Consider the following 21,779-nt stretch of genomic DNA (forward strand, 5'->3'; position numbering starts at 1 on the left):
GTAGGGTGAGGTCTGTCGTTGCGGTAGGGTAATCACTTCATGCAAACCTAAAGCTATGAGAAACGCCTACTTGCTTTTACTCTTCATGTGCTTAATCCTGATCAGTTCCGTAACCTCGGCGCAAACCACAGGAAGGCTAACCGGGACCCTGAAAGATGAAGCCGGAGCGGCTATCAGTTTTGGCACTGTGGCCGTCATGAAAGCCTCTTCCACAAGCATTGCCATGGGTGGCGTTAGTGAAGTCGATGGAACGTTCAGTATACAGGCACCTACTGCTGGTACATACTTTCTCCGCATTACGGCCGTGGGGTACAAACTACTCGAAACACCGCCGTTCACCGTAACCGGAGCTTCGTTTGCCAAAAACTTCGGGACGATTGCGTTGAAGAGCGACGTGAAGCAACTGAAGGAAGTAAACGTGCAGGCGCTGCAACCGACCATTACCCAGGAAGCCGACCGGATGGTCGTAAGCGTTGAAGGAACGGCCATGGTAGCGGGCAACACAGCCTATCAGATGCTGGCTAAAATACCGGGGGTGTTTATCGATCAGGAAGGCAACATTCAACTCAATGGCCGTAGTGGTGTAACGGTCATGCTCGACGGCAAATTGACGTACCTCTCGGCCCGCGATCTGCGCACGATGCTAGAAGCGATGTCGGCCGAGAACGTCAAAAATGTGGAGATTATCACAAATCCATCGGCGAAGTACGATGCCGAAGGGTCATCGGGCATCCTAAATATTAACCTCAAAAGAAACACCCAACGCGGCATGAACGGCAGTTTGTACGCGGGGTACACGTACAACGGCAAGCAGCACGGGTATAATAGCGGAGCAACGATCAATTACAAAAATGGTCCGTGGAGCTCATTCGCAACCCTCGATTGGGCGCGTCGGGTCGGCGGACGCGAGGCCACGTTTACGCGCGTTTTCTACGGGGCGCAGCAAACGACGTATTTTGATCAGGTAGCTACCGGTAATTTCCAGTCGCAGGGACCACCCGCCATTCGGATCGGCACGGATTATTCGCTCAACGACCGCCACAGCATTGGGGTGATGGCCTATTACAACAACAACCGGGCTTACAGTGATTTTCTGACCGACACCTACGTTGGGAGTGCGCCCAACCGGCCGTCGTCGTACATAAATGCAGATAATTACACGACCAGCCAGTTCAGTAACCTGGCCACGAACCTGCACTATTCCGGTAAACTCGATACGGCCGGTACCACTTTAACGGCCGATCTGGATTACGTGCGCATTACCAACCCAGCCCGGTCTGATTTCTTTAATTACTTCCGCGACCTAAACTCCGACCAGCCCGACAGCACCGACTTTCTGTTTACCGACATCCGAAGCGGCTACACGATCTACGCAGCTAAAATGGACTTTACTCGCCCGTTCTCGCGGGGACGTAAGTTGGAAATAGGCGCGAAAACCAGCCGGGTTATCTCGGACAACGACGCACGGTTTTACCTTAACAACAGCGACGTACCAGTCCTCGACACACGCCGAACGAACCACTTCTACTACCGCGAGTACATTTACGCGGCCTACCTGAACTGGAACAGCAAACTCGGCGAACGTTACACAGTACAGGCTGGCTTGCGGGCCGAACAAACCGTATCGAACGGGCAGTTGTTGACAACCGGGCAGGAAACCAACCGGTCGTACCTGAGCCTGTTCCCGAGTGTGTTTGTGCAGCAAAAAGTAAATGCCGATTATGACATAAGCTACAGTTACAGCCGACGCATTCAGCGGCCCAACTACGGTAATTTAAACCCTTTTGTTTTATATCGTGATCCATACACCTGGTGGCAGGGTAACCCGTATCTGCGCCCTCAATACACGCACGCGTTCAGCATAACCCACAACCTAAAGAAGAAATATAGTTTGGTCATGAGCTATCAGCTTGTCAACGACGTGATTGCCGAGCTGCCCTTGCTGGATACCGAAAAGGCGACGACAGTATATTACATCGGTAACGTAAACGATGGGCACAACCTCAGCCTGACGGGTATCATTCCAATCAAATTCGGGAAACGCTGGGAAAGCAGTAACACGCTGGTCATGTCGTATAATAAGTACAACACGGTCGTGAATCAGACGTCCATCGCCAACGACCGCGTCTTTTACATGATCCAGTCGAACCAGACCATTCAACTACCGTTCGACCTACGGGCGGAGATCAACGGTTCGTACCGGGGGCCAACCGCTTACGGCCTGTATTTCGTCGATTCGCAGTGGTGGATTCACCTGGCTTTAAAAAAAACGTTCCTCAACAAGGCGCTGGATGTCAGCGTGAACGCGAACGACATCTTCAAGGGCCAGCGGATCAAAACCGCAACCGTCGTCGACCGCAATATCAACGAGTTCGACCAGTACTTCCGCGCACGGAGCCTTGGCATAACATTGCGGTACAAATTTAACCGCGGCCAGAAAGTAGACGAGCGTCGGCGCAACAACAGCCTGGAAGAGCTGAACCGTACAGGAGGCTGAGAGCGTAGGGCATGGGGTTGATCAGGTTTTCGCTCTCAGCCCTTTGCCCCAGTCCCTACGCCATGATGCAACGTCCCATACTTTTTCTGCATCATTTGTAATGATCGGCTAATTCAATCGTCTCATCGGGATTCACCCCCTTTGCCCTAAGCCCTATGCTACGCAACTACATCAAAATTGCCTGGCGCAACATCGCCAAGAGTAAAACCTTTTCATTCATCAACGTGCTGGGCCTGGCATTAGGCATGACCTGTAGTTTACTTATTTTACTGTGGGTGCAGGACGAACGGAGCATCAACCGATTCCACGCCAATGGTTCGCGCATCTATCAGGTATTCGAAAATCAGCGGTGGACTGGCAACGAGGTGAGCACAACCCAGTCGACCCCTGGCCCGCTGGCTCCTGCCTTAGTCGCGGAAGTTCCGGAAGTGGCCAAAGCCGTTAAAGTGACCTGGGAAGAAGAACGTCTGCTGGCACTGGGCGACAAAGCCTACAAGGAAAAAGGCCGCGTTGCCGGACCCGATTTATTTCAGATTTTTTCGTTCCCCCTCCTCCACGGTAACGCTAAAACCGCCATTTCGGAGCCTACGTCCATTGTTATTTCGGAGAAAGTAGCCCGGAAGCTGTTCGGAAAAACGGACGTATTGGGACGCATGATCCGCCTGGACAACAAAGAGAATCGGAAGGTGACGGGCGTCCTGCGCGACATCCCCAAAACGTCAGCCTTAAAATTCGACTTTGTATTGCCGCTGGAGCCGTTTGAGAAAGAAAACCAATGGCTGACCAAGTGGGATAATAATGGCATCCGGACGTTCGTGCTGCTACACGCCAATGCGAACATTAATCGGGTCAATGCCAAGATCTTGAACATGGTGCATCAGCACGACAAGAACGTGACAACAATCACTACGTTTTTGTTTCCGTTTGAGGATGCGTATCTGTATTCAAAGTTTACCAATGGACAACCCGACGGCGGACGTATCGAGTACGTCCGGCTGTTTACAATTGTCGCCATTTTTATCCTGATCATTGCCTGCATCAACTTCATGAACCTGGCCACGGCTCGGTCGGCGAAGCGGGCTAAAGAAGTAGGTATTCGCAAAGTAGTTGGTGCCGAACGGACGTTTCTTATTGGCCAGTTCGTGGGCGAAGCGGTGCTCACAGCTGGCATGGCGCTTATCTTCGCCATCGTGCTGGTGCAGATTCTGCTTCCCTTTTTCAACCAGTTGACCGAGAAAGAAATCAGCATTCAATACGGCAATCCTTTTTACTGGTTAACCTTACTGGGTCTGGCCCTGGTAACGGGTATTATATCGGGGAGTTATCCGGCGTTGTTCCTGTCGTCACTTCAACCGGTAAAAATTCTGAAAGGTACGTTACGCTTTAACTCAGGGGCTGTACTCTTCCGACAGGGGCTGGTTGTGTTCCAGTTTGCCTTGTCGCTCCTGCTCATCATTGGTACGCTGATTGCCGGTCGCCAGGTCGATTACATCCGTACCAAAAATCTTGGCCTCGACCGCGAAAACATGGTTTATATGTCTCTGGAAGGCGACTTACCGAAGAAGTTTGACGTATTTAAGCAGGAGTTGCTGCAATCACCGGGCATTCAAACCGTCTCGTCATCCGGCTCTGATCCGCTGGCAATCGGTAACTCAACGATTGGGGTCGAGTGGAAAGGGAAGGACCCGGCCGACAAGACCTTATTCACCCAGATGCCGGTCAGCTATGATTTCATCAACACCATGAAGATCAAGTTACTGGACGGCCGCGACTTCTCGAAGGATATTGTTACCGACAGCACCAATTACCTGGTCAACGAAGAAGCCGCCCGGCGGATGGGTATGAAAAGTCCTGTCGGTCAAAACCTGAAATTTTGGGGTAAGTCGGGCAAGATTATTGGCTTGATGAAGAACTTCCACCTCAACTCGCTCCGGGTTGCCATTGAGCCGCTCATTCTTCGACTCGACACGACTTACAACAGCACCGTACTGGTGCGGACTCAACCGGGCCAGACTGAAAAGGCTCTGGCGAGCTTAAAACTGCTGGCGAAAAAGTATAATCCGGCCTACCCCTTCGACTATCAGTTTGCCGACGAAAGCTTTGAGCAGCAATACAAAAGCGAAACGCTTATCGGGAAACTGGCGAATTACTTTGCCATTCTGGCCATTTTTATTGCCTGCCTCGGTTTGTTTGGCCTGGCCATGTTCACGGCGGAGCAACGTACCAAAGAGATTGGCGTTCGCAAAGTGCTCGGTGCATCTATCCCCAGCATTGTTGCGTTGTTGAGCAAAGACTTCCTGCGGCTGGTGCTGATTGCCATCCTAGTTGCCTCCCCCATTGCCTGGTACAGTATGAGTCAGTGGCTTCAGGATTTCAAGTATCGCATCGATATTGAGTGGTGGGTGTTTGCCGTCGCGGGCCTGATGGCCGTAGTTATTGCCTTGTTCACGGTCAGTTTCCAGAGCATCAAAGCCGCCCTGATGGACCCGGTTAAGAGTTTACGGGCGGAGTGACTCCTTGTACTGATGCTCAAATTCGTCGTATGACATCACGGAGATGGGCGGGAACGGACTCGTTACCAAACTACGTAGATGACGGTCATTGCTAATAATGTGGTCAGACTGGCTGGCCAGGTAGCAATCCACAAATTTGTTATCGTCTTTATCGTTTTCAACTAACTGCCAAAGGAATGACGGATTGATTAATGTGACATTGGGAAGCAACAACAAGTAGTCGAAGGAAGCATTCGTTCGTTCGATACCATAGCGCATCACTACTTATTCATGGTACTCGGTCAAAATTTCGTTTGACACAGCCAGTTCAAAATCGCCTTGGATGAGACATTGATAAATCCAGTGGTATTTATATTGGGGAGCCAGTGAAACTATAAATACGTTAGTGTCCAGAATTAACCGTAGCTTATTCATTTAGCCAGCCATCAAGGTCAGCCTCGGTTATGCCTTGTTCATCAACAGACTGCTTTACCTTAGCAACAAGTTTATCTGAGAAGAAAGTAGCCAATAGCTTTTGTACAGCTAACAGGTCTTCGTCGCTCGGTTGAAATGAATAGACTTTAAGCAATTCAAGTTGGAGCGAACTTAACTTTTGAGTTTGCATATTTCTCGAACGTTTATCAAAGATAACCAAAAACCGACTTTAACGCTTCGGCTTATTACCATGCTTCTATTAGAGAGCTGATGATATAGAATGGTGGATGTTTGCCCTGGCAGGCTTACTGGCCGTAGTTATTGCCTTGTTCACGGTCAGCTTCCAAAGCATCAAAGCCGCCCTGATGGAGCCGGTTAAGAGTTTAGGGGCCGAGTAGACGGACCAGCAGTTTCAATACATTGCCTATCGAAACAGCCATTTCCTGGAGCCTTAGGTCAACGCGATGCTTGCTCCAGATAGGTCTTGAGCGAACTTAGCTGGCGGTTGACTTCTTCATCGATGCGACCCAGATAAGCGGTTATATGGTTTACCGGGCTAGCATTGTAGTATTCCAGCCGTTCACCAGTAACAACGATTCCCCTGTGCGTAACTACTGACTTCCCTATAGTGAAGTTACCCACTTGAGCACGATAGCCGCCGTTACGAAAGTCAATGACCAGCGTATAGTTTACTACCGGCGTTGCAATAAGTCCACCCCCTTTGGTATACATTTTGGGTGGCATAAACGAACAGGCAACAATAAAATCATTTGTAAATAAACTATCCGAAACAATCTCACGGGGCTGGATCGGGAAATGGTCCAGCGCTAGCCATTGACGCACGTAACGCCTGATTTGAGAGTCCGATAAGCCGGGTAAATTCACTCGGTCGGTATACAAAATGCGGTCACTTTGTTTTGGCATAATGCCCATATGTTTGCCATTCTGGTCAGATAAGGCCCCTGACGTTTGAAGTGAACAGCTAGCAAACGAAATGCTAATAACGATGAGGTATAACGCATGTTTCATGTACCAAACATATGTAAAAGATTGTATACAGAAATAAAATTTAGTTCATATCCGTTTAGCTGTAGGGCGAACCTTGTTCGTAACAATATCAAGCGATGAAAGCTTTTCTACTCTTAGGAGGATTACTCCTGACAATAACAGTCTCCTCACCTGCTCAGAGCCGAGTTTCGATAGCACCTTCATACTGGTTTAACTATAATCCCTATTCGTATCAGGCTAATTTGACTTACAATGGATCGAACACCCAATTCCGGGCATCTGGCTACAACATAATATCGTCGTTTGGTTTGACCACCCGCTATCATTTCACGCCCCAGTGGAATTTGTCAGTAGGGGTGCTTTACAACCGAAACACCGATTATATACAGAGTCCGCAAAGTCCGTATGGCGAGCCAACACCCTTCACCAGCGAGGGGTGGCAGGTCCCGGTTCTGGTGAGTTACCGTTTAACCAGCCGCCGTTTGTCTACCTATTTTTCGACCGGAGCCCTACTCACCAAGAGTAAAACGTTTACCGAGGCTCCTATCAGGACTGACGGTGTAGTTGGTGTAGGTTTAGCCTACCAATTCGATTCCGGATTGTCGCTACTGCTTCAGCCCACAGCTAGTTACCCATTCACTAAACCCGCCAGTGACGCCTTCTATCAAGTCACGAACTATAGCTCTTACAGCATTGGACTCCAGACTCAATTAATCTGGCATTTTTGAGCCAGATAATTACTTTTTTACTCCGCTACAATTGGTGTCTACAACGCTGTTGAAGTACTTAAGACTGACTACCCCAAACCCTGGCAAACCGCTCTCAATCTAATATTTGATTAAGCTTTTTTTATTTACCTAAGCCTATTTTACCGTTCGCAATCGGACGGCCAGGTGTCCAGTTTCGGACAGTGGTCTTCAACAAATCGCCGTCTCTGCTTAGGATACGGCGATTTGCGTTCGTGGCACGGCAGTTGATTCAATAGAGAGTAATCTTGACCTACAACGAACATGAATCCTTTTTTCACGATACTGTTACTCAGCGTCAGTGCCGCAGCTACGGCGCAACAGTCGACTAATTCGACAATGAATACCTCTATTAACGACGACGGCAAGACGCTATCTATTCAGGTCGATGGAAAACGTAATGGCCAGTCAATTAATTACCAGCGCACGTTTAATGTCGCTAACTTAAGTTCCTCAGAAAAAGACGCACTAAAATCTAGAGTCTTGGATTCATTAGGTATCGGCTCACCACCGGTACCACCAACGCCCCCCGTGCCGCCTACTCCTCCTACGCCCCCTACCGGAGCTACGGGGCAATCGCCCAAACCACCTACTCCGCCAACTCCTCCTGGCAGTGCGACATCGGCGGATCAGCAGGCCGTAACGTTCCGCTGCGAATCCTGCACGGGCCGAGTAAAGTTATCGGTAGTTAGCGAGTCTGAAAATTACGCTTACGAGCGCTCGACAAAGGTTGATAACGAGAAACGTTTCTTTCCGCACCAGCTTTCCCTGGTCCCGGGTGAGTACCGGTTGAAATACTACCAGGATGGCGTGTTGCAAATTCAGTCGACATTTACGGTGAAAGCGGGCGACCCCAATGTCGTAGTGGTCAAATAAAGATACCGTAACGCGGGTTTCCACCCGCAACTTTACATAGAATCACCTGCCCGCGTTACAACGTAAACGATTGGTATTTATCGACTTACGGCATCATCTCGTATATCGCTACTTGCAACGGACTGAGCATAACAACAAGAAATGATGAAAACACCAGTACAAGTTATTACGCTCCTGCTCGGCTGGCTGCTTTTGTTGTGCCCGCCGGTTTACTCCCAATCCGTCTCGCCAGTAGCGCTACCAGGCACTGAATTAAGGCCGATTGTATCCAGCGTCTTAAAGGGTGAAACGTACCAGCTTCTAGTACACTTACCCGATAACTATGACCCAGGTAAAAAGTACGATGTGTTATTTGTTCTCGATGGTGTTGGCGCTTTTTCAACAGCCATTAATTGCCTGGGTATCTTACATGGCGAATGCGACAAATCGTATAATGAGCCCCTCCTGATCGGCATATCCGATGGGGCCGAGATTGGCAAACCGGGTAACAAACGCGATCGCGATTTCACGCCGACGGCCTTCAAAACCGAATGGGGATCGGGTGGTGGCGGAGGTGGTCCGGCCTTTCTGCGGTTTCTTGAAGAAGAAGTAATTCCTTATGTAGAAAAGCAGTATTCAGTCACAAAGAACCGCGCGATTTATGGCTATTCATACGGCGGGTTGTTCACTTCCTACGTATTGCTAGCTAAGCCGAAACTCTTTAACAAAGTATTGATTGGCAGTCCATCGTTATTTGCCGATAATGGGGTGATATTTCGCAAGTTCGAACCCGACTACGCCCGAGCGCATACTGACTTACCCGTGAATGTCTGGCTATCTGTTGGCGAAAAAGACGAGTTTCTGGTTGACGATACCAAGAAGTTTGCGGGCGTATTGAAAAATAGAAAATACCCATCGCTACGCCTGCAAACGGCAACGCTTAGTGGTTTAAATCACCTCACGGGCATTCAGCCAACCATGCTGCAGGCCTTTAAATGGGCTTATTGCGAAACCCAAACCGCCACTCCAAAATCGAATGAATAAGCTTTTACTAGTATTTCTATCCGGCCTGTGTGCGCTTCACACGTATGCCCAGGGCAATAAATACGACGCTACCAAAGAACTTCGGGGCAACGGTCAACTTATTCGTGAAACGAAGTCCGTCGAGTCGTTTGAGGAAATTACGATTAACCAGTTTCCGGCTAAAGTAGCGGTAGAGGTAGGCGGCACTACGTCAGCGGTAACCCTTTCCGTAGATGACAATTTACGGCCATTGCTACACATTGAAAGTAAGAATGGTACGCTGACACTATCGTTTAAAGACCCCAATGACAAACCCTTCTGGATTAGCAAAGCTAACGTTGCCGTCGCGGTGAAAACGCCTGTGCTAAAGCGATTATCCAACGGCTCCAATGGTGATGTGACTGTGAGTGGGATAACTGGTAATTCGTTCGATTTGACCAACCAGGCCAATGGCAACGTGACCCTGCGCGGGACGGTCAACCGGCTTAATGTAGTTAGCTTGGCCAATGGTAGGGTCAATGCTGAGCAACTGATGGTAGATCAAGCCAGTGTGGTAACCCAGGCCAATGCTACCGTTTCTGTGAATGCGAAGCAGCTTAGCTCGCAGAAAATGGCTTTCGCCACGATTCGTAACGTGGCCGAACAATCAGAGAGTTCGTCAAAAACTCAGGTCAGCGAAGCTCGATCGGATCAAAAGCTCGTCAGCATCCGGTTTAAGAATAACAGTGCATTACCGCGTACCTTTACCCTTATTTCCTACGCTCCGGGCGAAGAAGGCAATGAAACAAACGGTTTTACACTAGCTCCGTACGCCAATCGTCAGAAACAATACCCGGTCGGTACAACGGTATACGTAGCGACTAAAGATCAGGTGGGTGTGGTCATGAGCGGCAAACGCCTTAGTGGGAAACCGTTTCTAACAGTTGATCCCGGCGACGATGGGCGCACAGTTGATCTTGTGAAGTAAGACCATAAACTAATCTGTACTATGCTTCGCTCCTACCTTAAAATCGCCTTTCGCGAAAACCGAGCATTTTCGGTTGTCTACATTGCCGTATTATGCATCGGAATTACGGCTTGTAATCGATCAGTTCTGAACTCTGCCCTGACTGTGCAGCCTGGAAAACAATTCAGATTAGGAGGTAACCAGAAAGGAGCGTTTACAGTACAGGTCAAAAATGTCGGCAATGTCCCGGTAACCATCAGCGAACGCCGGGTAGATGGGCAAGAAGTCACACTGGGCACATTTCGACCCGGCGACGGACAAACCGTACGCTTTTCAGCAGGGTCAGCGGCCTTAGTTGACAATGCATCAAAGCAATCAGCGCAACTTAATCTTGTCGTTACTGGCGATAAAGATGGTCTTAGTATGGGCGAAGTCAATAAACAATAGACACTTATGTTACAATCTTACCTTAAAATCGCCTTTCGCAACCTGCGCAAAAACCGGGTGTTCTCAGCCATTAACATTGCCGGACTTGCCCTGGGTATTGCCGCTTTCATCCTGATTCTGGAATATGTAGCATTCGAGCGAAGCGTCAATACGTTTCACAAAAATCTACCGACGCTATACCGGATGATGGGACATGACCCGGAAACAGGATTTTACACATCTATGGCTCCGGCGGTGGCTCCCTTAGTTAAACGGGAGTTTCCTGAAGTCCGGGATGTCTGCCGCATTGCAGAGAGTTCCGCCAATGGTATTATTACCATTACTGACGAGAAAGGCGGTCAATCGCAGCAGACGTTTCGAGAAAACCAGTTAGCCTACGCCGACGCTAGTTTCTTCACGCTTTTCACCTTCCCGCTCGTGCAGGGAACCGCAACAGCAGCGCTCACTCAACCCAACACAATTGCGATATCACAATCTCAGGCACGCAAGTACTTTGGTACCGGACGAGCCATTGGCCGATCGTTAACAGTTAACAATCAATTTGGAAAGACGCTCTACACCGTTACGGCGGTGTATGCCGACATGCCCTCCAATTCGGATTTACAGTTCGATGCGGTGCTTTCGCTGGAAACCCTGGCCAATCCGGCCAATCTCAACGGCAACAGCTGGGCCCGGCTCGACGGCTTCGACGGCACGTACCTGACCACCTTCCTGCAACTGCCCAAAGCTGCCGATTACAAGGCGCTGGAAGTCAAATTTAATGCGCTGGCCAAAAAGCGCGACCCCAAAGAAGATAATCAGTTCTTGCTTCAGCCAGCTGCCAACATGCACCTGGCGTCTTCGCTTAACGACCCATACCAGACCAGTGGCAGTTTAGGATTTGTGTATTTGCTGAGCGGCATTGCCGGGCTCATTCTGGTGATTGCCTGGTTCAATTACATCAACCTGTCAACGGCGGGGGCGTTGAAACGGGCAAAAGAAGTGGGTGTCCGTAAGGTAGTTGGTGCTGGCCAGACGCAGTTAATCAGGCAATTTCTGGCTGAGTCACTGCTGCTCAATCTGATTGGCTTTATGCTCGCCCTGCTGATGGTTGTTTCGCTGCAAAGCACATTTAATGAGTTTGTCAAAAAAGAGCTGAGCCTGACTACGTTGCTCAACACGGGCGGATGGCTGATTGGGCTAGCCCTGCTGCTTGTCGGCTCGTTGGCATCGGGGGGCTACGTAGCATTCGCCATGACATCGTTTCAGCCCGTTCAAACGTTGAAAGGTACGTTCCGAACCAACCGGGGTGGCTTGTTACGAAAAACGCTGGTAGTCGCTCAGTTCAGTGCATCAATAGCACTGGTCGTATCGACGCTCGTGCTGTACCGGCAGTTGCAATACATGCAGAACAAAGACCTGGGGGTTCAACTCGACCAGCGCGTCGTGATTCAGAGTCCGCAAATAGGCGACGATAAATCAATTGCCGCACGCACGGCCGTACTGGAAGATCAATTGGCGCAACTACCGTACGTCAAAAACTTCTGTCAGGGCATTGTGCCGGGTAATTACTACAGCTTCGGGGCGGTCAATATTACCAAACAAAATCCCCGTCCTGGCGACGAGAAGAAAAACTACTCGATGGGCATTGTTGATGACCGCTATCTGAAGACGTACGGACTGAAGCTGGTAGCCGGACGTAACTTTACCACCCGCGAAGCAGAGTTAGCCTGGGAGAAAAGCGCCAAACTGATAATTAATGAAACAGCAGCCCGGCAACTGGGTTTTGCCTCACCCGCTGCGGCCGCTGGTCAAATCATCAATTGGGGGCAGCCTTACGAGATTGTCGGCGTCGTGAAAGATTACAATCACCAAGGATTACGCAACCCCATCGATCCTATCATTTTTATGCCTCGCCGGTTTGGTCCTGCCAGCCTAACCGTTCAGCTCACGACGGACCCGGTCGGCCCAACCCAGGGGGGCGGCAGTATTCAGCGTAAACTGGCCGAACTCGAGCGACTCTACAAAGCCGCCTATCCCGGTAACCCGTTCGAGTTTTACTTCGCCGATGAGAACTTTAATAAGCAGTATGAAACGGAGCAGCAGTATAGGCAGGTGTTTACGATGGCATCCATTCTGGCCATTTTCATTGCCTGCCTGGGCCTGTTTGGCCTGGCCACCTTTATGACAGAACAGCGTACGAAAGAAATTGGCGTCCGCAAAGTGCTGGGGGCGTCGGTAGCGAGCATCGTAACGCTACTCTCTGCCGACTTTCTGAAGCTGGTTGTTATATCAATTGTCATTGCATCGCCCCTGGCCTGGTACGCCATGAATAGCTGGCTAAAAGACTTTGCCTATAAGATTGACATTGAGTGGTGGATGTTCGCCCTGGCGGGTTTACTAGCGGTAGGTATCGCTTTGGTAACGGTGAGCTTCCAAAGCGTAAGAGCAGCCTTGACGAATCCGGTAAAGTCATTGAAAGTGGAATAAACCCTACCTAACAAAGCCGCCTGCCAATACCTGAACAGGTCATTGGCAGGCGGCTTTTCACGTGACATTGACTAGGGATCGATTTGAGCGATATTTCCCCGGATCTCACCACCTGGGTTCGCCGTTGTGTGCAGGTTGGCGTAAGTCCGTTTCGCATACATAGCGTCCTGTTGCTCCTGAGTCAGCGTCGTCTGTCCAACAATCGGGCTGGTCAGCGACGTAAACCCAATCGACACCGGGCCGTTGTTACCAGCCGCGGTGGCCGCCGTTACCGAATGAATGTGGCCCATTGTTGGGGTCAAGCCCTGATAGGTTACTGTATAACTCAGGGCTCGTGTCTCCCGGTTGTAATTAGCCGTGTAGTTGCCCGTAGCGCTGGTGCTCACCGGCGGAACTTCGTTGGCACCACTCATGGCTGCGCCAAATCGGTCGTTTGGATCATCGGGGGTTGGCGGGTTACTGCTCGAGCTTGAGCTACAGGCTGGCAACAGCAATGGAGCAGCAGCGAGTAAAAATACGGACACCAATTTTTTGGGTTTAATCATAACGTCTTTTTTGTAAGTGAATAAAGGGTTACTTACACCGTAACCTTCTCAGCACAAAAAATGATTTGAAAAGTCTTAGTTTTCGACCGTACTAAAAGCTCCGCCTGTACTTAAAAATCTGGTAATCAATCTACTATTTTACAAAGTGCAACGATTTAACAGGGATCGAGTTTCGCGACTAACTTGGTAAATAAACCGCCTAAAGCAACTCTACAAACAAGTGCTACCTGGCTTTGAGTACTTGTACTACTCCTAAATCAACGATTAAGTAGGCTCATACTAACTTAGCGACAACTTATCTCCGAGCTAGTACTCTAGCTTTACAAAGTTCTCTAGCCTGTTTTTACAGTTATCCTAACTGAAAGTAAAATCTACTCGGCAACGATTATGGTTGACAGAGCCGCTGAAAATCGAACATAGTGAGTACTAGAACGTATTGTCTCAATACCTATCCACCGGGCTTAGATTACCGGCCAGCTTCCGTAACTTTTATCAACAAAATCAGCCTGTTGTATGAAGGGACTACCGACGAAGTGGATAGCAGGATTATCACTGATTGAGAGCCTGGCCTTAGCGCAGCAACCCGCCCTCAACGGGTTGAAAGGAGAGTATTTTAACGGCCCCAATTTTGAACAAAAGGCCTTCACCCGAACCGATCCGCAAGTCGCCTTCGACTGGAACTGGCGGACGCCCGCACCAGGTGTCCAACGCGAGTATTTTTCGGTACGCTGGACTGGGAAGCTCTACGCCCCTACGTCGGGGAAATATCGGTTTAGTGCTACGGTCGATGATGGCGTGCGGGTTTGGGTGGGCGGGAAGAAAGTCATTGACGAATGGCGAAAGCAGGACGACAGCCAGTTTGTTGGTGAGATTCTCCTTCAGGCCAAGAAATTCTACGACCTTAAGATCGAGTATTACAACGACTGGAAAGGCAGTGTCATCTACGTTTTCTGGGAAACACCAGAGGATCGTAAAAACAATAAACTCAGTTTTTACGACGCAGGCCCAACGAAGACAATTCCAACCAAATACCTCTTCAACGCATCGACGCACTCATCGTTAGTCAGAACGAATTCGGCTACCCCTGTGGTCAAGTCAACACCTAAACCGCCAGTAGTCGTCGCGACTAAACCACGTCCTAAATCAGCGACGCAGCCCGTTCCGACCAAACGTGTTGCGATTGAGCCGGCACCTCAGTTGGCCATGGCAACGCCAACTCTAAAACCCACCGAAAAGATTATTGAGCTGGTAGCTGGCGAACCTGTTGTGCTTAACAACGTCTTCTTTGCCCAAAGCGAATACACACTTCTTCCTGAGTCGTACGAAGAACTAAACAGGCTGGTTAAAACCTTGCAAGCACAGTCATCGCTACGGATCGTCGTCGCTGGCCATACCGACAATGTGGGCGATGCCCGCTTAAACCAGGCGCTTTCTGAAAATAGGGCGAAGGTTGTTATGAGCTACCTCATTCGCCACGGCATTGCCGAAGACCGACTGGAAGCGAAAGGCTACGGCGGTTCTCAACCCTTAACTGGTAATACAACGGAAGGCGACCGATCGAAAAACCGGCGTGTTGAAATCAAAGCAAAGTGATAGGACTGATTGACAAGCAGCCTGTTTATAAGCTAATGTAAAGATCGACGTAGTGACGTAGGGGTACAGCGTAGGTTAACTGTCATGTGTCCGGTTGCGAACAAATGTTGTTCGCAACCGGACATTTTATCATTTGACTAAATATGTAATAAATTGATTATCAACCATTGCTTCATTATGGCACACCGCTTGTCATCAACTCCTACAGTATGCAGGCTTTAAATAAACAGGCCGTGCAACCTTCTGTAGAGCAACTGCATCTTTAATCCAAACGAAACAAAGCTTATGAAACGCCATCAATTTCTCCTTACCCTATTGAGCGCAGGCACCTTCGCCCTGGCAGTCTCTACCAACAGCACCGCTCAACGCAACGACCGCGATCGTAACGACGAACCGACCCCATACCAAACAAAAACATTCTCCGGCAATATTAGCGATGTAAAGGCTGAAACCTCGGGAGGTAGCCTGAGCGTAGAAGGCGGCTCTGGCAAAGAAGCCAAAGTTGAAATGTACATCCGGCCTAACAACTGGAACGGTCGTGACAACCTCAGCAAAGAAGAGATCGAAGAGCGCCTAAAAGAATATGACATAACTATCGCTCAGGAAGGCAGCACGCTCGTGGCTACGGCTAAACGCCGGGGCAATAATAACGACTGGAAACGGTCGCTCAGCATTGGCTTCAAATTTTACACCCCACGTAACGTAGCTACGGATTTGCGTACGTCGGGCGGCAGCATTCGTCTGGCATCGCTGAACGGCAACCAGCGGTTCCGCACCAGTGGGGGTAGCCTGCACCTGGACGACGTAGAAGGTAACATTAAGGGCCAGACGTCGGGCGGCTCTATTCACCTCGACCGGTGCCGCAAAGACATTGACCTGCAAACCTCGGGTGGTTCTATCCACGCGAAAGCTTCATCGGGCAACCTGCGCCTGCACACCTCTGGTGGCAGCATTGAACTTACGGACCTGAAAGGTACCATCGACGCCCAAACCAGCGGGGGTAGCGTACGCGGCAGCGATATCGAGGGCGATGTAAAAACGGGTACGTCGGGCGGCTCAATCCGACTAGCCAACGTAGCGGGCAGCATTGACGCCAGCACCAGCGCCGGTGGCATTGATGTAAGCATCACCAAATTAGGCCAGTACGTTCGCTTAAACACCAGCGCGGGTAGCATTCATGCTGACATGCCCTTGAACAAAGGCCTGGACCTGAACTTAAGCGGCAACCGGGTTGAAGTGGGCACACTGACCAACTTCAGCGGTTCGCACGAGAAAGACCGCGTTCGTGGCACCGTTAACGGTGGGGGTGTTGCCGTCAATATTTCGGCCAGCAGCGGCAGCGTTTACCTAAATCGTTAGGACCTTTTTGCCCCTGAGTTTGTTCTCTTTTTGAGGCTCGCCCGAACGCCCGGCGAGCCTCTTTTTATATGTTTACGTCCTTCTTCGATCGCCGATTACTGACCAATCTTGGCTTGACGCTGCTAAGCAGCATCATTATTTTAATCTGCATCAAAATAACGCCAACCATCCATTTGCCTTATTTCGTAACACCGGCCCTGGCTGCGGGTTTAGGTTTTCTGGAGCCACGACGCGGCTGGTTTCTGGCCCTCGTGCAGGCGATTGTAATCTGGCTTGGCTACGTACTCTTGGTTCCAACTCCAGATGGCCCCGCTGATCGCGACATTGAGAATTTTGGCCTGTATGGGTCAATGCTTCTGACCTTTGTAGGTAGCTTCATCGGTGGGCTGTTGAAACGAGCGTTGGATCGGGGGTGAAGCTACTCATAACGCACTTTTTTGGTTATATTTGAAAAAAAGTAAACATGGATTCGCTCATTTTTCATATCGAGGCAGATAAAGCAGGTCCTAATCTGCTTGAAAGTATAAAAGCGTATTATGGCAACCGTCGAATTCAGGTGATTGTAACACCTGAAGAAACACTCACAGACCTGATTGAGAAAAACGAAGTTGCTGACCATGATTATGCACTTCCTTATGATGAAATCGTGCGTATAGCCGACGCTTTAGAGCGAAACGAGCCAATTGATGTCATAGCTGAAGTAAAGAAGTTTCAGGTCACCAAATGAGAACGACTCGTGTTCAGTCTGAAGCCCTTGAGCATTTAGCAGAGTGGGCTGCTTTTGAACCCAAAGTACTCAAGCGTATCTTCCGCATAATTGAAGAATGTTGCCGGACTCCCTTCGATGGCATTGGTAAGCCTGAACCTTTGAAAGCTAACAAAGCTGGTTTATGGTCGCGTCGGATTAGTGATGAACATCGAATAGTCTACGAAGTAACGGATACAGAAATCATTATTCACACATTACGTGGGCATTATGATGATTAATGCGACAAGGTTCATTTTTAACCTCGTCCCAGAATTGTAGTAAAAAGCTCCCTTGCCTGTACTCTTTCTATGTACTTTTATGCGCACTAATCCCCTCGCGCTGAATTACGTTCGGCTTTAGCCCCGGCTCTCGCATTATGTTTCGCCTGACGCAAAAACCACCCTTCGCTAACTTACTGTCTTCCTTTGAAGGCGAGTTGTATTTTGATGAATCACCGGAGCATACTGCCCGACGGGTGCTCTACGCAACGGACGCGTCGGTGTACCAGGAAATGCCAATTGCGGTGGCATTACCGAAGTCTGTTGCCGACATCAAACAACTGCTTCGTTTTGCGCAACAGCATAATCTGGGTTTGATTCCTCGGGCGGCCGGTACGTCCCTGGCCGGGCAGGTTGTTGGCAGTGGCATTGTTGTCGATATTTCTAAGTACCTGGGGCAAATTGTTGAAATTAACGCCGATGCTCGATGGGTGCGCGTTCAGCCGGGCGTTATTCGCGATGACCTGAATGCCTTCCTGAAACCACACGGTTTGCTGTTTGGTCCGGAAACATCCACGGCTAGTCGGGCCATGATTGGTGGTATGATTGGCAACAACTCCTGCGGTCTGCACTCAATTATTTGGGGCACCACCCGCGACCACCTACTCGAAGTACGGGCCGTGCTAAGTGACGGCGCCGAAGTCACCTTTGGCCAACTCACCCAAGCACAGTTTGACGCCAAATGCCGGGGCGAAAACGTTGTCAGTCCGCTCGAACAGCGGCTTTACACGCAATTTCGCAACTTGCTTTCTGATGCCACCGTTCAGCAAAACATCCGCGATGGCTATCCTAAACCGACAGTCAAGCGCCGGAATACAGGGTATGCGCTGGATGCATTGGTTGACTTTTTTACCCCCCCTACGAGAGGGGGATTCCCCGCGTCAGCAACTCCCCCCCTCGTAGGGGGGGCAGGGGGGGTAAACACCTTCAACTTCGCCAGCCTCATTGCCGGTTCAGAAGGTACGCTCTGCTTCATTACCGAAGCGAAGCTTAATTTACTGCCTTTACCGCCCAAAGAGACAGCGCTGGTTTGCGCCCATTTCGCGACTATCCGTCAGTCGTTAGAAGCGAATTTGGTGGCGCTTGCTCATAGCTGCTCAGCCTCAGAATTAGTGGATGATTACATCCTACAGCTTACGAAAACAAACATTGAACAGGCTAAGAACCGCCATTTTGTCGAAGGTGATCCGAAGGCGATTTTGATGGTCGAGTTTTTCGATGAGACGACCGCTGGTGTCAGGCAACAAGCCGAAGCATTCGTACAGGCGTTACGTGATAAAGAACTCGGCTACGCCTACCCTATTCTGTTCGACGAAGACACTAAAAAGCCCTGGGCACTGCGCAAAGCCGGGTTGAGTATCATGTACAACATTCCCGGCGACGACAAACCAGCCAACGTAGTCGAGGACACCGCCGTAGATGTTCATGACCTACCCGATTACATTGACGAACTCGACCGCATGGCCTGGGAGCAGCACGGCCTGAAGTTAGAGTATTCAGCTCACGCGGGCGCGGGCGAAATCCATGCGTTGCCGTTGATTAACCTCAAATCGTCAGAAGGGCGGGCGAAGTTTCGGGCGTTGCTGATGGATACGGCCCAACTGGTGAAAAAATACGGCGGTTCGTTGTCTGGCGAACACGGCGACGGACGGCTGCGGGGCGAGTGCATTGCGTTTATGCTCGGTCCCGAAAATTACCAGCTCTGCAAAGACGTCAAAGCGCTCTGGGACCCCAAAAACACTTTCAACCCTGGCAAGGTGGTTGATACGCCTGCCATGAATGAGTCGTTACGTTCAGAAGCCGACGTTGTGATTCCGCAACCCAAAACGGTGTTCGACTTCTCCCGAGATGGTGGTCTGCTTGAACTGGCCGAGAAATGCTCAGGCTCGGGCGATTGCCGCAAAACTGAGATTTCAGGAGGAACCATGTGTCCTAGCTACATGGCGACCCGAAGCGAGCGCGATACCACACGAGCGCGAGCCAATATTCTCCGTCATTTTTACACCAATCAGGAGAAGCCAACCGACCACGACTACGAAGCCGTTAAGGACGTACTGGATTTGTGTTTATCGTGTAAAGCCTGCAAAGCCGAATGCCCATCGAGCGTGGACATGACGCGGATGAAAGCTGAGTTTACGCAACAGCAATACCGCGAGAAGGGTGTGCCGTTGCGTGCGCAGCTGGTGGGCAACTTCACGAAGCTGATGTCGCTGGCAAGCATTGCCCCCTGGACATACAACGCCATTTACAATACCCCTGCTTTGCGCCGGATTGCTAACCGCACGGTTGGCTTCCACCCCGACCGCACGATGCCCGAACTGGCCAAAACGACGTTACGCCAGTGGGCGAAGGGCGTAGGGCTGGGGGCCGAGGGTAAAAATAACACAAACCCCAAGCCCCCTGCCCCTAACCCTACGCCAGTCTACGTCTTCGCCGATGAGTTCACAAACTATAACGACGTTGAAGTAGGGCAGAAAGCAATTCAACTGATGCAACGTTTAGGCTATTCCGTTACGATTCCAAACCACGTTGAAAGTGGGCGTACGTATCTGTCGAAAGGTCTGGTCGATGACGCCCAAAAGATTGCTATTCGTAACGTAACGCTGTTGAAAGACCTCGTTACTGACGAAACGCCACTGATTGGTCTGGAGCCTTCGGCAATCTTAACCTTCCGCGACGAGTACCCTGACCTAGTGCCGACCGAGCTAAAAGTCGACGCCCAACGCATTGCCAAAAACACCTTTCTGTTTGAAGAATGGCTGGCCCGCGAAGCCGATGCGAACCGCGTTGACCGTGGCCTCTTTACCACCGAAGCACGCCAAGTGAAAATACATGGTCACTGCCACCAGAAAGCCTTATCGTCAATGGTGCCCGTTAAGAAAGTGTTGTCGTTGCCTAAGAATTATGCGGTGCAACTAATTCCGTCCGGCTGTTGCGGCATGGCAGGGTCATTTGGCTACGAAGCCGAGCATTACGACATTTCGATGCAGATCGGCGAACTGGTTTTGTTTCCAGCCGTACGGCAGGCTGAAAACGCGATTATCTCAGCCGCGGGTACATCCTGCCGCCATCAGATCAAAGACGGCACCGGCCGTAAAGCGCAGCACCCCGCCGAGATATTATTCGATGCCCTCAAGTAGCACCGATATATTCTCGGTGCTACTTGAGCCACAAAAACCTTTTGCGCCCCCGGTGGTTTTCCATAGACTCAAAACATTCACAGCAGTTATGGCAAACGACGCAAATTTAAGCGATGGTGCACGGCAGGCTAATATTGTCACCCAGGAGGGTGATACGCTCTTCGGAGCAGACCAGGCCGAAACCAATATGGTGAAGCTGGTTGATGGTAAATTAGTCCAGACCGGCGATACACACGATGACGTCTCTGATGATATGCCCCGCATTCGGCTAGGTAGCGACGAAGAGCGGGCCTTACAGGGTGACGACAAAAAGAAATACGAAAATTCGGAAGCAGCGCTGCGGGCGGGTACCATGTTCGACCCAAGCGTAATGCCTGACGACCCCATTGCCGTAGGTGACATCACGGGTAATCCCGACGCCGGATCGACCGTTAATACGGGCTTACCATCGGAAGATGCGCCAACGAACACTACCGAGCAGGATAACGACGCAACCCCAACCAGTACGTTTGGTCTATGGCAAGTTGGCAACGGCAGCTACATGTCTCACGTGATTTACCCAGGCGGAGATATGATTCCGGCAACACCGGGTTCGCCACCCGACCCAACACAGCCTGTACCCGGTATTCCGGAAACACCGCCCTACAATCCAATTCCCGGACCGGAGATTCCCGATTTACCAGGCGCGCCACAGCCTGCCAATCCCGAAATACAGGAACCAGATCAGCCCGATCGTTCGCATGAGGTGAACGGCCGAATGGCAGCCAATCAAACTGTCGGGATGTTCAGCAACTTCGTTACTTATACAGCCGGTGCCCCCGGTATCCTGTCTTCTGACGACGTAGAGCCAGGCAAAGCCGTACCGGGTAATCAGTATGAAGGGTTATCGGCTGGTCCAGAAGAAGGCATGGAGGCTGACCCTGACACAGGGGAGTCGGCCCGACCGTATGACGTAAATGCGAAAGATACTGACGAGTATCAGCCGGGCGAACGCCCTGAAGAAGGCCGGGAAGCGCAAAAGCTACCGCGCGAACTGGCCGACGAAAGCAGCGTTACGGCCCAGGACATGATCTCCGGACCAGACCGCTCCGACCAGAAATCGACCGACGGCCTTGATCGGAAGTATAATGATCCGCAGGCTGCCCGAGACATGGCCAGCTAATAAATTAATAAACGAGTAAAGCGGGTGGAAACCCGT

Annotated in this window: 19 protein-coding genes; 15 read left to right on the forward strand and 4 right to left on the reverse strand. The window is 50.5% G+C overall.

Annotated features, from left to right (window positions below; translation table 11 throughout):
- The first annotated feature begins 55 nt into the window (after positions 1 to 55).
- The gene (locus ACFSUS_RS10450) at positions 56 to 2,497 is read left to right on the forward strand and encodes an outer membrane beta-barrel protein (protein WP_381522248.1); all 2,442 of its coding nucleotides are present in this window, start codon (positions 56 to 58) and stop codon (positions 2,495 to 2,497) included.
- 155 nt (positions 2,498 to 2,652) lie between these two features.
- A complete protein-coding gene (locus ACFSUS_RS10455; RefSeq protein WP_381522249.1) occupies positions 2,653 to 5,010 on the forward strand; it encodes an ABC transporter permease in 2,358 nt (785 codons plus the stop codon).
- Here ACFSUS_RS10455 and ACFSUS_RS10460 read toward each other — a convergent pair.
- The 3 genes from ACFSUS_RS10460 to ACFSUS_RS10470 all read right to left on the reverse strand — a co-directional run bounded on the left by ACFSUS_RS10460 (position 4,996) and on the right by ACFSUS_RS10470 (position 6,348).
- Positions 4,996 to 5,268 (reverse strand): PIN domain-containing protein, encoded by a 273-nt coding sequence (locus tag ACFSUS_RS10460; protein WP_381522251.1) that lies wholly within the window; start codon positions 5,266 to 5,268, stop codon positions 4,996 to 4,998. The genes ACFSUS_RS10455 and ACFSUS_RS10460 overlap by 15 nt on opposite strands.
- Before the next feature lie 148 nt (positions 5,269 to 5,416).
- Positions 5,417 to 5,614 carry a hypothetical protein gene (locus ACFSUS_RS10465; protein ID WP_381522252.1) on the reverse strand — a complete coding sequence of 66 codons (198 nt, stop codon included), beginning with the start codon at positions 5,612 to 5,614 and terminating at the stop codon, positions 5,417 to 5,419.
- A 266-nt stretch (positions 5,615 to 5,880) separates the two neighbouring features.
- Positions 5,881 to 6,348 carry a hypothetical protein gene (locus tag ACFSUS_RS10470; RefSeq protein ID WP_381522254.1) on the reverse strand — a complete coding sequence of 156 codons (468 nt, stop codon included), beginning with the start codon at positions 6,346 to 6,348 and terminating at the stop codon, positions 5,881 to 5,883.
- Positions 6,349 to 6,548: 200 nt separating this feature from the next.
- Between ACFSUS_RS10470 and ACFSUS_RS10475 the strand changes: the two genes are divergently transcribed.
- The 6 genes from ACFSUS_RS10475 to ACFSUS_RS10500 all read left to right on the forward strand — a co-directional run bounded on the left by ACFSUS_RS10475 (position 6,549) and on the right by ACFSUS_RS10500 (position 12,918).
- A complete protein-coding gene (locus tag ACFSUS_RS10475; protein ID WP_381522256.1) occupies positions 6,549 to 7,160 on the forward strand; it encodes an outer membrane beta-barrel protein in 612 nt (203 codons plus the stop codon).
- A 282-nt stretch (positions 7,161 to 7,442) separates the two neighbouring features.
- Positions 7,443 to 8,054 carry a hypothetical protein gene (locus ACFSUS_RS10480; RefSeq protein WP_381522257.1) on the forward strand — a complete coding sequence of 204 codons (612 nt, stop codon included), beginning with the start codon at positions 7,443 to 7,445 and terminating at the stop codon, positions 8,052 to 8,054.
- A 144-nt stretch (positions 8,055 to 8,198) separates the two neighbouring features.
- A complete protein-coding gene (locus tag ACFSUS_RS10485) occupies positions 8,199 to 9,077 on the forward strand; it encodes an alpha/beta hydrolase (protein ID WP_381522259.1) in 879 nt (292 codons plus the stop codon).
- Positions 9,070 to 10,023, forward strand: a complete 954-nt coding sequence (locus ACFSUS_RS10490) for a GIN domain-containing protein (RefSeq protein WP_381522261.1) — start codon at positions 9,070 to 9,072, stop codon at positions 10,021 to 10,023. Before ACFSUS_RS10485 ends, ACFSUS_RS10490 begins: the two co-directional genes overlap by 8 nt.
- Positions 10,024 to 10,044: 21 nt before the next feature.
- A complete protein-coding gene (locus ACFSUS_RS10495) occupies positions 10,045 to 10,449 on the forward strand; it encodes a hypothetical protein (RefSeq protein ID WP_381522262.1) in 405 nt (134 codons plus the stop codon).
- 6 nt (positions 10,450 to 10,455) lie between these two features.
- Entirely contained in the window at positions 10,456 to 12,918 is a 2,463-nt protein-coding gene (locus tag ACFSUS_RS10500; RefSeq protein ID WP_381522264.1) for an ABC transporter permease, read from the forward strand.
- A gap of 71 nt (positions 12,919 to 12,989) precedes the next feature.
- Here ACFSUS_RS10500 and ACFSUS_RS10505 read toward each other — a convergent pair whose 3' ends face one another.
- Positions 12,990 to 13,463, reverse strand: a complete 474-nt coding sequence (locus ACFSUS_RS10505; RefSeq protein ID WP_381522267.1) for a CHRD domain-containing protein — start codon at positions 13,461 to 13,463, stop codon at positions 12,990 to 12,992.
- Positions 13,464 to 13,976: 513 nt separating this feature from the next.
- Here ACFSUS_RS10505 and ACFSUS_RS10510 point away from each other — a divergent pair.
- From ACFSUS_RS10510 to ACFSUS_RS10540, 7 genes are all read left to right on the forward strand, one after another.
- Positions 13,977 to 15,056: an OmpA family protein gene (locus ACFSUS_RS10510; RefSeq protein ID WP_381522268.1), complete on the forward strand. Its 1,080-nt coding sequence runs from the start codon at positions 13,977 to 13,979 to the stop codon at positions 15,054 to 15,056.
- Between the two features lie 285 nt (positions 15,057 to 15,341).
- Positions 15,342 to 16,415: a DUF4097 family beta strand repeat-containing protein gene (locus tag ACFSUS_RS10515; protein ID WP_381522270.1), complete on the forward strand. Its 1,074-nt coding sequence runs from the start codon at positions 15,342 to 15,344 to the stop codon at positions 16,413 to 16,415.
- Between the two features lie 68 nt (positions 16,416 to 16,483).
- The gene (locus tag ACFSUS_RS10520; protein WP_381522272.1) at positions 16,484 to 16,831 is read left to right on the forward strand and encodes a hypothetical protein; all 348 of its coding nucleotides are present in this window, start codon (positions 16,484 to 16,486) and stop codon (positions 16,829 to 16,831) included.
- A 47-nt stretch (positions 16,832 to 16,878) separates the two neighbouring features.
- Positions 16,879 to 17,142 carry a hypothetical protein gene (locus ACFSUS_RS10525; protein ID WP_381522274.1) on the forward strand — a complete coding sequence of 88 codons (264 nt, stop codon included), beginning with the start codon at positions 16,879 to 16,881 and terminating at the stop codon, positions 17,140 to 17,142.
- The gene (locus tag ACFSUS_RS10530; RefSeq protein WP_381522276.1) at positions 17,139 to 17,402 is read left to right on the forward strand and encodes a Txe/YoeB family addiction module toxin; all 264 of its coding nucleotides are present in this window, start codon (positions 17,139 to 17,141) and stop codon (positions 17,400 to 17,402) included. Before ACFSUS_RS10525 ends, ACFSUS_RS10530 begins: the two co-directional genes overlap by 4 nt.
- Positions 17,403 to 17,539: 137 nt before the next feature.
- Positions 17,540 to 20,581 (forward strand): FAD-binding and (Fe-S)-binding domain-containing protein, encoded by a 3,042-nt coding sequence (locus ACFSUS_RS10535; protein WP_381522277.1) that lies wholly within the window; start codon positions 17,540 to 17,542, stop codon positions 20,579 to 20,581.
- A gap of 88 nt (positions 20,582 to 20,669) precedes the next feature.
- A complete protein-coding gene (locus tag ACFSUS_RS10540) occupies positions 20,670 to 21,743 on the forward strand; it encodes a hypothetical protein (RefSeq protein WP_381522278.1) in 1,074 nt (357 codons plus the stop codon).
- Positions 21,744 to 21,779 lie beyond the last annotated feature (36 nt).

Source organism: Spirosoma soli (assembly GCF_042684525.1).
GTDB classification, from domain to species: Bacteria; Bacteroidota; Bacteroidia; order Cytophagales; family Spirosomataceae; genus Spirosoma; species Spirosoma soli.

Bases quoted from the DNA above. Each gene is read 5' to 3' on its own strand.
- ACFSUS_RS10450 (WP_381522248.1), top strand. From the start codon at position 56: ATGAGAAACGCCTACTTGCTTTTACTCTTCATGTGCTTAATCCTGATC.
- ACFSUS_RS10455 (WP_381522249.1), top strand. From the start codon at position 2,653: ATGCTACGCAACTACATCAAAATTGCCTGGCGCAACATCGCCAAGAGT.
- ACFSUS_RS10460 (WP_381522251.1), bottom strand. From the start codon at position 5,268: ATGCGCTATGGTATCGAACGAACGAATGCTTCCTTCGACTACTTGTTG.
- ACFSUS_RS10465 (WP_381522252.1), bottom strand. From the start codon at position 5,614: ATGCAAACTCAAAAGTTAAGTTCGCTCCAACTTGAATTGCTTAAAGTC.
- ACFSUS_RS10470 (WP_381522254.1), bottom strand. From the start codon at position 6,348: ATGCCAAAACAAAGTGACCGCATTTTGTATACCGACCGAGTGAATTTA.
- ACFSUS_RS10475 (WP_381522256.1), top strand. From the start codon at position 6,549: ATGAAAGCTTTTCTACTCTTAGGAGGATTACTCCTGACAATAACAGTC.
- ACFSUS_RS10480 (WP_381522257.1), top strand. From the start codon at position 7,443: ATGAATCCTTTTTTCACGATACTGTTACTCAGCGTCAGTGCCGCAGCT.
- ACFSUS_RS10485 (WP_381522259.1), top strand. From the start codon at position 8,199: ATGAAAACACCAGTACAAGTTATTACGCTCCTGCTCGGCTGGCTGCTT.
- ACFSUS_RS10490 (WP_381522261.1), top strand. From the start codon at position 9,070: ATGAATAAGCTTTTACTAGTATTTCTATCCGGCCTGTGTGCGCTTCAC.
- ACFSUS_RS10495 (WP_381522262.1), top strand. From the start codon at position 10,045: ATGCTTCGCTCCTACCTTAAAATCGCCTTTCGCGAAAACCGAGCATTT.
- ACFSUS_RS10500 (WP_381522264.1), top strand. From the start codon at position 10,456: ATGTTACAATCTTACCTTAAAATCGCCTTTCGCAACCTGCGCAAAAAC.
- ACFSUS_RS10505 (WP_381522267.1), bottom strand. From the start codon at position 13,463: ATGATTAAACCCAAAAAATTGGTGTCCGTATTTTTACTCGCTGCTGCT.
- ACFSUS_RS10510 (WP_381522268.1), top strand. From the start codon at position 13,977: ATGAAGGGACTACCGACGAAGTGGATAGCAGGATTATCACTGATTGAG.
- ACFSUS_RS10515 (WP_381522270.1), top strand. From the start codon at position 15,342: ATGAAACGCCATCAATTTCTCCTTACCCTATTGAGCGCAGGCACCTTC.
- ACFSUS_RS10520 (WP_381522272.1), top strand. From the start codon at position 16,484: ATGTTTACGTCCTTCTTCGATCGCCGATTACTGACCAATCTTGGCTTG.
- ACFSUS_RS10525 (WP_381522274.1), top strand. From the start codon at position 16,879: ATGGATTCGCTCATTTTTCATATCGAGGCAGATAAAGCAGGTCCTAAT.
- ACFSUS_RS10530 (WP_381522276.1), top strand. From the start codon at position 17,139: ATGAGAACGACTCGTGTTCAGTCTGAAGCCCTTGAGCATTTAGCAGAG.
- ACFSUS_RS10535 (WP_381522277.1), top strand. From the start codon at position 17,540: ATGTTTCGCCTGACGCAAAAACCACCCTTCGCTAACTTACTGTCTTCC.
- ACFSUS_RS10540 (WP_381522278.1), top strand. From the start codon at position 20,670: ATGGCAAACGACGCAAATTTAAGCGATGGTGCACGGCAGGCTAATATT.